We start from the raw sequence: 8766 nt of genomic DNA, 5'->3' as shown, positions 1-8766 counted from the left end.
ACGGGTTCATTTTTGCAGAACGATGCAGCAAGCTGCCCACGTTCTGCTGCAAATGAAGTCGCCAGTGCTTGCGCAATGGTACTGACGACTGCCCCTCAACATAATGACGGGCCACATAATACGCACTAAGGTGTTTTAGTTTATGGATGATTTTTGTAACAGATTTCAAGCGGCTTGATTAGTGTTACAGGTTTCAACTGCCACAAAGCTTAAGCCTTATGGCAGTTAGCTCCCTGTCATTTGGTGATTAATGGTTGGTCTTTGGTGAGCTTGCGAATGACAGCCCCACAGGATGGACATTGCGGCTGCATAATGACTAAGCCTGTAAAAATTTCATCTTGGAACCACGGTTTATAACAAGATGTGCATTGATATGTTGGGTCATCTTGGCGATTAACCATGCTGACGCCGCCCTTGTAGAAGATCTTTTTCACACTTGCCTCCAGATGTGATGTTGTTGAATTTACGGTAATCGTTGAGTGAGTCTTCAAGGCCTATTTGCCAGAAGTCGTAACACCTAGGACACTGCTCCTCGTACATGTAAACCTGATTATCCATAATGTACTCGGTGCATAGGAAGTCGATATCCCCACATTGGGGACAATGATCACGGCGTTTAAACCGGTGAGTTCTATAACGAGTGCTCATATCACACCGCCTTATACCCATACATCAAAGCTGATGCGGTGACGCCAGACTTACGTCTAAAGTGTGTGTCCAATGCTGCACAGAGTTCGTCTAAGTGCATGGCCATCATTGCGGTTGATGGGCCGTTCTTGTCGTAAAAGATAACCACCGCATCTTCAACTTGGTTTCTCGATGTCGGTGATTTGCGCTGTAGAATCGCTACCCGTTTAACCATGTCATAAGGTAATAAACAGCGTGGGATTGGTGGGTCAACTTCGTCTCGAGTGGGTTTTTTGAGGTTAAGTAGCTTGGCGTAATAAGCTATGGTGCTACGGTTACGACAGAGCTTTTTAGCGCAACCCTCGACACCCAAAAGCCAGAAGTCACGTTTTAAGAATTGCTCTTGCTCAAGCGTTAGCGTCTTGCAACGTCTTAAGCCGAGCTTGCGGATTTGACCTAGAACGCCATCGACCGGACGATTGAGTTGAGATGCAATGATTTCAATATTAGTGCCCTGCTTAAACAAGGCGGTAAGCTGTGTTTTCTCCTCTTCTGTCCATCGAATAATCGTGCGTTTTGGCTCTAGTTTTTGTGGCTCTTGCGCGTGGCGTGGACGTTTTAAAAGGTCTGCAAAGGAGCAAGAGAAGTCTTGCTCCGGTAAAATTGAACTGACGTTTTCCATAACATTAACCTAGCCTTTATTTTTGGTTTATGGGTTCTATCAGGAAGCCGAAGCGCTTCAACTCCAGAGAGCCGTACTTATTAACAGCAAAGCTAGAGGGATGTATTGCATACTGTCCTGCAACATACGCTGGTTGTCCTTTTTCCAGTTGAAGCTTCATTTCTACGGGGAACTTACCACCGAGGTGTGCATAAGCTATTTGCTCATATATCTCACGACCAGGCTGGTCATCCTTGCTTGGGATAGTGCGGGTTTCGATATGTGCATTTTCTGGGAAGATTTCGATTTTAAGCATTAATGAGTCCTTATGTGTGTTGGTGCCGTTCTATGGTATGTACCCGCTCCTATTCCTATGAGTACACACCCCTGAACTAAGCGGTTAAACGGATAACGTTGTCACCATACCCATACATGCGAGAGATATGGCCGACGATAGGCTCTACATAGTCAGCCGGATGCTGCTGTGAGAAATTGATTTCGATAACCTGAAGCAACGGAACAACATTGTCGTTGCCATTGCCTTGAAGGTTTTGGAGTTGAGCTTTGGAGAAGCCGATTGCAAGCAAGTCGTTTAGGTGACGAGCGAAAGTTTGTCGAGATGTGAACGATTGATAAGTAGCATGATATCCATCAGATACTAACTGACGATAGAACCTGAAAAGCTTGTCAGCTCTAGCGTATGACACATTACCTTTAGGTGTATACCGGAAGTAAGTTTGCTTGAGTTTGTTGTGCACTTCTTCGTCGTTAAAGATGTTCATGTGTTGCCCCTCCAGTGCTTCTAGTAACGGTGTGAACGCTTTTGTCCAGATGTCAGCGATTAAGTTGCGTCCCGTAGATTCGTATTGTTTCTGGTAGTTAATTGCGTCGAACAGGTTCTTTGGTATGTCTAAGTCGTCTAGGTATCTGCGATGTGCTCCGGCTTCGAGGCGAACAAGATGCCGAGCGTAGTTAATCAATCTTGGGTCAGACATAACGTCAATAACACGGTCATACGACGTATCACCTTTTTCTTGAAGTGACCGAAAATGATTTAATTGATGGTTAAATTCGGGGCCTTTTAGATAGGCTTTACGATCGCAGTGGCGAGAGCCTTTATTGAAGTACACAGTGGTTTCATGCTCATTGCGTACGGCGGTTCTCATCTGCTTATTGGATACGTTTTTCAGTTGCTGGATAACTTGTCTAGCTTGAAGCTCAGTTTTCACACGCGCTGAGTAAGTGGCATCAATGGCATCCAGCGTTGCCAAGTGAACATCTAGCATTTCGTAGACGTCAGAATAATTGTTGTAGAACGCCATCAACATTTCGATGGCTCCAACCTCGATAGATGTTGGGCCGTAGACGTTATGGCCTTGGAGGATTTTGGCTGGTGACGCTTTCAACTCAACACATGGGGAGCGGAGATACGTACCCTGATAAATTTTGAATGCCATTCCAGTGAAGTGTGTTGGCAATGATTCGAACGGATGACGGAGGTCTGCGACTTCGTACTGCTCTGCCCCAACCTCACCAGTAAAGAAGATGGTCTTAGCTTCAAGACCAATGCCACGGCGTGAACACTCTTTAATATCAACATAAGACACAGCCTCGCCCGACTTCGCTTGATGCGTCGAGAAGGTAAATTCAGCTTTGAACGGTATTGATATTTTAAGCTTATCTATCACGCCAAAAACCCTGTCAAGTACGTTTTTTTATAAGTTACAGTCTAATAATGCGTATTTCAAGCGATTGGTGTAAAAAGGTGGTGTTAAACTAATAAAAAAGCGTACCTATATGGAGGATACAATGATTAAAGACGTACTTAGGGAATCACGCTCTCGATGTGGATTCACACAAGAAGAAATCGCTAAGAGGGTCAAAGTTGCGAAGCAGACTTATCTAAAGTGGGAAAATGGAGATACTGAGCCTAAAGCCAGCCAGATCAAGTTGTTGGCTGAAAACTTGGGTATAACCGCAGACGAAATTTGCAACGGATACCTTTATGGTCGTTACACACTTGATGATTTCATAATTGAGCAACACATTAGCCAAGCACCAACAGATGTGATCACGCTAAGAACATGGCAACATATCAAGGATCACGAAAGTTTTATAAATAGCTTAAAGTATCAGCAACTTAACCATGACGAGATGGACGAGATGCACGCAAGCGAGTTGCTTTATCCCAGAACGAAGAAGCGGTGATTCATCCAAACTTGTCTCAAAATGAGACAAGAGTACACTATTAAAGATAGTGTACCCTGTGGTCAGTTTGGCCGATTACGTGAATGCTTGTGCGATGGTGCGGCGCGGTCTTCAGGATGAAGCCCGCATCCACATCCATTCGCACTAAGCTACTCCCAGCTCTCCTCCAATCCTCCTCCTCAGTTCTCGTCGTCGTCATTCCGTCGTTTGGTCGTCATTGTGGTCACGCAGTAACGTGAGGGTCGCGCACAGAGGCGCGAGATAGTCCAAAAATACGGTGAGGGAAACTGCCGCGCGGTGTCGGCATGATGGGAAGTGCTTGGCGTTCTTTCCGCTTGGCTGCTCATTTTCTCTCTACACGCGAGCGTATAGCAGAGAAAATCGAGCCGTGATTTAAAAACGGGCAACACCTTAATTCGTATTACTCGACATTATGTTACGGGTTCATTTTTGCAGAACGATGCAGCAAGCTGCCCACGTTCTGCTGCAAATGAAGTCGCCAGTGCTTGCGCAATGGTACTGACGACTGCCCCTCAACATAATGACGGGCCACATAATACGCACTTAATGACCGTAGCATTTCGTGACGTTGCAACCTTATCAGTTGATTATGCTGGCGTTTCAATGTGGTATTTATTTGGTGTAATTTAATTACACACAGATCATTTCTCCATAAGAAAACCGAAAGCAGGCAGCGTAATGTTCTTTTGCAACCTGTTGTTTTAATGATTAAAAATCAAAAATGAACGAGTGGTGGTGTATTTTTAACTGGTTTGAACTATGAAAAAACTGGCTACGATTATTACCACCGTTAAAGCGGATAATAAAAAAGGCACTCAATGAGTGCCTTGGTTTTGCGCTTTTTTATCCTCTCGGATTTGCTGGGCAACAATCTTGATTGCCTCTCCGGTACTGATGCCTTCTGCCATCAGTTTTTGAATTTTCTCTACGGCGACTTGCTGTTCAGCGTGAGTTAATGTGGGTAGATCATCAAACATTAATAAGGCTCCTTAAAGGAGCCACACTATAAAGAGATGCTTAATAACTCGCAAGAAAGTTGATATAGGCACCCATAGCATTTTCATTGGTATAACTTGCACCGAGATCCAATTGGAAGAGATTCAATGGCGACAAGCCAATACCAGCCGTAAGCGTTCCTTCAGTATTATCGTACGCGAGGTTTTTGTTGTACCCTGCCCTCAATTTTAACTGACGCATGATATCGATCTCGCCACCGACACGGATCATTTGTGTGTTGTCTTTGAAGTCTTTGTAGCGCTCTTCTTCATTAAGGTCGTAGTCCACGCTTAGTGTGAAGTAATCAGCAACAATCCCAGCACCCACCGTGTACTGCGGTTTCATATCGTATGAGTATGAGATAGGATTGCCTGAGACGGCAGAAGTGATCGTTTTAGTTTTGATTTCGCGAGAAATTAGGTTGTTTGCAGCAAAACCAATGCGGATTGGGCCGTAGAACCATAATGCACCAGCATCCATGTTGAAAATGGTTTCTCCGTTTCCATTATCACGGAGGTCCTTTATATCATAGCTATTTAGGCTTGCTTCGTAGACATAGGTATACACACGTTGCAACTTCGGCGTGATACCAAAAGCGATATGCTGCCCAAGGAAAGTTTGGTATTTGGCTAAAGTAATACCGAGCTCAGTAACTCCCACAGAAACGGCATTTACCGAACTCGCTTTTGCGCGCTCTAGCTCGCAAAGATCATCCGTACAGACACGGCTATCAATAATCGGTGAAACAAAGGATTCAGTGTAGGCTTTACCAAAAACGTTAGCAGAAATAAATTGGTTAGGAATGGCAAAAGCTACTACACCGCCGAGTTCGGCATTCAGTACGTCCCCTTGCATTGCGGTTAGGCTCTTATTTAATTCGCCAATATTGCTGTAATCACCTTTAGAGCTTTGGTTGATGATGTCAGACACCTTATCCAAATCAGTAATGAGGTCATTGGGATCGTTATAAGACAAACCAATACTCGGTAAAATCATACCTGCGTCATCATTACGGCGATAAATGGCTACCAGAGCAGGGTTGTAAAAGGGGCCCGTGAGAAAGTTACCTGATACAACCCCGACACCGCCCATAGCATCTCCGCGTGCTTCAACTGCATAATTTGCACTGAAGGCGAGCGGAGATGTGAGAACTAATGAAAAACCAACAGAAAGAGAAATTCTTTTCATAATGATATAAGCCTATTCGTCCTTTTTATTCTATAGCGGCATATTGTCCAATATCTTCAGCTATTCCTCTACATTAACATCATAGGTTTTGCTAATAACTTGAGATTGTTCAATAGCTAGCGGTCCTTGCCAACGTTGGTGAATCATAGAAACTGTGACAATGTAACGATCTGACGGTAACGAAACGTTATCTAACGTGGTTGGGTAATCCGATTCATAACTCTCACTCCAAATCTGTTTATAGTTACCATCAATATGATCAAAGACTGAAATAGATAATTTCGGTAACGGACAGTGTGAATTAAGCAATTCGGTCTTCTGAATCTGCCACTCATCTTTTGATGTCCAACGCACTACTTGCTTGGCTATCGTGTCGCCAAAAATGACCCATGCACTCCATGATTCCTGATCTGCGGCGGTAATATCGATGCGATACAACCCTGCACTCAATGGGTTCGTCAAATTATAGCGTTGAGCATAGGTATAAATGTTTGTTGTGACACTGTCGCTTCTATTGGTAAGTGAACTGTCGGTAGAGACGACTTTGTCCACCCATTTGGTCAGACGAATATCGGTAATAGGAACTTTGGTTTTGGTATCAATCGCAACTTGATAAGCATCTCGTCCAGGGCTTTGCACATCAACTCGTCGAATGGTCACTCCCTGAATCCAATCTGGAAATGGCTTGTTATCTAGCCCTCGACCGCAATCCACGCTTAAAGACTGAATCAATAAATTGTTCAGATGTGTTTTCAGGTTTTTATTTTTTTCAAGCTGCCACACTTCCACCAATGAGCTGAACATACTTTCTAAATCATTGTTTAAGAGATGTTGATGAGCTTGAGTTAACGGGGTGTTCTTTTCAAACCACCCCGTTGGATCAGCAAAAGCAGGCGTGCTGAGTAGCATGCCTGTTAACCATAAAAGAGGATTTGGCTTAACCATGATCACGCTTTCATTTTGTAACCAACACCGCGTAGCGTCTCAATTTCAAGCCCAGGCAACTTTTGGCGCAGCTGCAAAACGTGAGTATCTACGGTACGCGTCGTCGGGAAATGGTTATATCCCCATACATGATCCAGTAATTCATCGCGAGTAAATACTCGGCCTAAATTACTCGCTAAAAAGAGCAGTAAATCAAACTCGGTTCGAGTTAGGGTGATCGATTCGCCATTGAAGAAAACTTCACGAGTCGCTTTATCAATTGTTAAGTTAGACGTCACCACTTTACTGTCATCTTGCCCACTATCTGGTGAGCGCAGCTGTGCGCGGATACGTGCAAACAGCTCAGCTTCTGCAAAAGGTTTGGTGAGATAGTCGTTTGCGCCTGCATCAAGGCCAGTCACTTTGTCTTTTACTGTGACCAATGCAGTTAAAAGAATCACTGGGATATCTTTAATTTTTTTCCAATCCATTAGATGCTGTACAGAATCACCATCAGGCAGTTGGCGATCGAGGATAACGAGATCCGCCTTGTCCCAATGCTGTTTCACATCTGCGATCGTTTCTGCATGTAAACAGTCATAACCGGCTTGCTCTAAACTGACGAGTAGACCGTCAGCGAGGTTTTTATCATCTTCAACGAGAAGCAGTGTCTGTTTCACAAGGTATCTCCAAAATAAAAGTTGTCGGTGGGCCTTCGAGTGACATTTTTCCGCCCATTCGTCCCACCATTGATTCGACAATGGTCAATCCAAGGCCTAAACCGCTTTTGCTCACAAATGGTTTGCGTAAATGACGCCAATCACGGTGAGTCAACGAGCCTTGGTCGGTCACTTTGAAAGTGACTAAGTTAGTTTGTGTTATCACTTCGAGAGTGACAGGTGCAACGCCGTATTTGACAGCGTTACGCAATAAATTATCCACACAAGTTCCTAGCCAATAAACATTGAGTTTGGCAGCGATATCTTGATTAAGTTTCAGAGTCACATTACCACTAAATTCTTCTTCGACTTTATATTGTAGCCACTCCTCCACCGAAGGAACCCAATCTGACGCGAGTGGTTTACTGTCAGACTGCAAATAGTCTTTACTCGCTTCGGCGAGTTGGCGCAATCGTCGGGAATCTTCACACAATCGACGAAACTCATCGTACAGAGATTCGGGCAAATGCTCAAACTCACGTCGAAAGCCTTCAACGGTGAGTGACAAGCTCGCGATTGGGGTTCGCAGCTCATGGGTGAGAATTTGCAAAATGAGCATCCGGCTGCGCATTTCTTGTCGTTTTGAATTCCAACGATACCCAGACCAACCAAGCACAAGGAAGATATTGGCAATAACAAGAATGATCATGCTAGTTCGTAAAAGATCTGAATGATCTTCCACATCCCAACAGATGTTGCCACGCTGAATAAAGCAGGTGTTATCTGCTGATAGCAAGCTATAGCTTAACCCAGCTTTATTGGCATTGGTTAACCACGTTTCTTCATTAAAAAGGTAGTAGATATCCCCTTTTCTTAACCATAAATCACTACCGGAGCCAAACATGGATGCACCAGACACCAAAGCATTGATCGCATCTTCACCCATATTTTGTAAGTGGTACAGCAAGGTTCCCTCTGCGGCATTGGGACGCTCTTGGATGTGCATGTAAGGCAGCAAGTTCGCAAACTGGGCTGGGTATTTTTCCGCATAGCGAAATGCGTAAGTTCCACCGCCAGGATGAATCAAACCACTGCGGGCAAACCAGCGTGGTGACAAGCTGGAGCCTTTACAGAGTGAACGAGTAAACACCAGAGGTTCAGTGATCAATGGGCTTAACGGCAACTTACCTGTACAACTCTGCGCCAATTTATAAAGCAGTTGAATATCTTTAAGCGGATATTCAGACGTTTGCGGCAACATGCTATCTGGCGTTAATAAGCGCGTGGGGAAATCGGTTTGAATCGATCGGATATCGTAAGACGTCGTCGCAGAATTATAATCAAAGAGCGAAACAAACAAGTCGATGCGCTCAGGAAGCGAATCGGCGTGAACTGGATTCGGTAACATGGCAAAACATAAGCTTACCAAGGTGAGATTAAGCGCTCTTATCAAGGGAATATTGGTTTTTTCTAACATGCAAA

Annotated in this window: 10 protein-coding genes; 1 reads left to right on the top strand and 9 read right to left on the bottom strand. The window is 44.3% G+C overall.

All coding sequences use genetic code 11. From position 1 onward, the window contains the following. Window positions 1-393 precede the first annotated feature (393 nt). The 4 genes from CEQ48_RS19890 to CEQ48_RS05455 form a co-directional block, all read right to left on the bottom strand. Window positions 394-648, bottom strand: coding sequence for a hypothetical protein (locus CEQ48_RS19890; RefSeq protein WP_061051257.1), 255 nt, complete (start codon window positions 646-648; stop codon window positions 394-396). Between the two features lies 1 nt (window position 649). After that, window positions 650-1309 carry a gcrA cell cycle regulator family protein gene (locus tag CEQ48_RS05465; protein WP_089069805.1) on the bottom strand — a complete coding sequence of 220 codons (660 nt, stop codon included), beginning with the start codon at window positions 1307-1309 and terminating at the stop codon, window positions 650-652. A 16-nt stretch (window positions 1310-1325) separates the two neighbouring features. Next, entirely contained in the window at window positions 1326-1604 is a 279-nt protein-coding gene (locus CEQ48_RS05460; protein ID WP_089069804.1) for a single-stranded DNA-binding protein, read from the bottom strand. Between the two features lie 76 nt (window positions 1605-1680). Beyond that, the gene (locus CEQ48_RS05455; protein WP_089070535.1) at window positions 1681-2976 is read right to left on the bottom strand and encodes a phage/plasmid replication protein, II/X family; all 1296 of its coding nucleotides are present in this window, start codon (window positions 2974-2976) and stop codon (window positions 1681-1683) included. A gap of 121 nt (window positions 2977-3097) precedes the next feature. Here CEQ48_RS05455 and CEQ48_RS05450 point away from each other — a divergent pair, with 121 nt between their 5' ends. After that, window positions 3098-3496: a helix-turn-helix transcriptional regulator gene (locus CEQ48_RS05450; protein ID WP_089070534.1), complete on the top strand. Its 399-nt coding sequence runs from the start codon at window positions 3098-3100 to the stop codon at window positions 3494-3496. A gap of 836 nt (window positions 3497-4332) precedes the next feature. On the opposite strand, the gene CEQ48_RS05435 is transcribed toward CEQ48_RS05450, so the two are convergent. The 5 genes from CEQ48_RS05435 to vxrA are packed head-to-tail and all read right to left on the bottom strand — an operon-like array spanning window position 4333 to window position 8761. Continuing rightward, complete coding sequence (locus CEQ48_RS05435) at window positions 4333-4494, bottom strand: YoaH family protein (RefSeq protein ID WP_000459082.1); 162 nt, start codon at window positions 4492-4494, stop codon at window positions 4333-4335. Window positions 4495-4534: 40 nt separating this feature from the next. Continuing rightward, complete coding sequence (locus tag CEQ48_RS05430; protein ID WP_089070533.1) at window positions 4535-5701, bottom strand: conjugal transfer protein TraF; 1167 nt, start codon at window positions 5699-5701, stop codon at window positions 4535-4537. A gap of 60 nt (window positions 5702-5761) precedes the next feature. Continuing rightward, window positions 5762-6646 (bottom strand): DUF2861 family protein, encoded by an 885-nt coding sequence (locus CEQ48_RS05425; protein ID WP_000240569.1) that lies wholly within the window; start codon window positions 6644-6646, stop codon window positions 5762-5764. Window positions 6647-6648: 2 nt separating this feature from the next. Then, window positions 6649-7305 (bottom strand): response regulator transcription factor VxrB, encoded by a 657-nt coding sequence (vxrB, locus tag CEQ48_RS05420; protein ID WP_000815041.1) that lies wholly within the window; start codon window positions 7303-7305, stop codon window positions 6649-6651. Further along, complete coding sequence (vxrA, locus tag CEQ48_RS05415; protein WP_000891056.1) at window positions 7280-8761, bottom strand: sensor histidine kinase VxrA; 1482 nt, start codon at window positions 8759-8761, stop codon at window positions 7280-7282. The genes vxrB and vxrA overlap by 26 nt, the downstream gene beginning before the upstream one ends. Between the last annotated feature and the right edge of the window lie 5 nt (window positions 8762-8766).

This window comes from Vibrio tarriae (genome assembly GCF_002216685.1).
GTDB classification, from domain to species: Bacteria; Pseudomonadota; Gammaproteobacteria; order Enterobacterales; family Vibrionaceae; genus Vibrio; species Vibrio tarriae.
Note: the sequence above shows the minus strand (reverse complement) of the source record. Positions and strands in the feature narration are given on the sequence as shown.

Bases quoted from the DNA above. Each gene is read 5' to 3' on its own strand.
- vxrA (WP_000891056.1), bottom strand. From the start codon at position 8,761: ATGTTAGAAAAAACCAATATTCCCTTGATAAGAGCGCTTAATCTCACC.
- CEQ48_RS05425 (WP_000240569.1), bottom strand. From the start codon at position 6,646: ATGGTTAAGCCAAATCCTCTTTTATGGTTAACAGGCATGCTACTCAGC.
- CEQ48_RS05430 (WP_089070533.1), bottom strand. From the start codon at position 5,701: ATGAAAAGAATTTCTCTTTCTGTTGGTTTTTCATTAGTTCTCACATCT.
- CEQ48_RS05465 (WP_089069805.1), bottom strand. From the start codon at position 1,309: ATGGAAAACGTCAGTTCAATTTTACCGGAGCAAGACTTCTCTTGCTCC.
- CEQ48_RS05450 (WP_089070534.1), top strand. From the start codon at position 3,098: ATGATTAAAGACGTACTTAGGGAATCACGCTCTCGATGTGGATTCACA.
- CEQ48_RS19890 (WP_061051257.1), bottom strand. From the start codon at position 648: ATGAGCACTCGTTATAGAACTCACCGGTTTAAACGCCGTGATCATTGT.
- CEQ48_RS05435 (WP_000459082.1), bottom strand. From the start codon at position 4,494: ATGTTTGATGATCTACCCACATTAACTCACGCTGAACAGCAAGTCGCC.
- CEQ48_RS05460 (WP_089069804.1), bottom strand. From the start codon at position 1,604: ATGCTTAAAATCGAAATCTTCCCAGAAAATGCACATATCGAAACCCGC.